Source organism: Candidatus Accumulibacter vicinus, from assembly GCF_000584955.1.
Taxonomy (GTDB): domain Bacteria; phylum Pseudomonadota; class Gammaproteobacteria; order Burkholderiales; family Rhodocyclaceae; genus Accumulibacter; species Accumulibacter vicinus.
Window position 1 is genome coordinate 93,260 of sequence record NZ_JDSS02000041.1, and the last position, 250, is coordinate 93,509.

At 56.0% G+C, this 250-nt stretch carries 1 protein-coding gene; it reads left to right on the forward strand.

Going from position 1 to position 250, the window contains the following annotated elements:
• Nucleotides 1-250 (forward strand): transposase (locus CAPSK01_RS17990; RefSeq protein ID WP_034929928.1); only part of this gene is annotated, 250 nt, incomplete at both ends.

Below are 250 nucleotides of genomic sequence, written 5' to 3' on the forward strand. Positions count from 1 at the left end.
TCTGCAAGAACTTGCGGATTCCGCGTCACCGGGTGTTCCAGGGCATGGCGGCGCGCGGCAAGAGTTCGACCGGCTGGTTTTTCGGTTTCAAACTTCATTTAGTCATCAATCACTTGGGCGAACTGCTTGGCGTCAAGCTGACCCCAGGCAATGTCGATGACCGCAAGCCCTTGTGCGACTTTGCCGATCGCCTCTTTGGCAAGCTGTATGCGGACAAGGGCTATATCGCTCAGTGGCTGACCACCTTTCT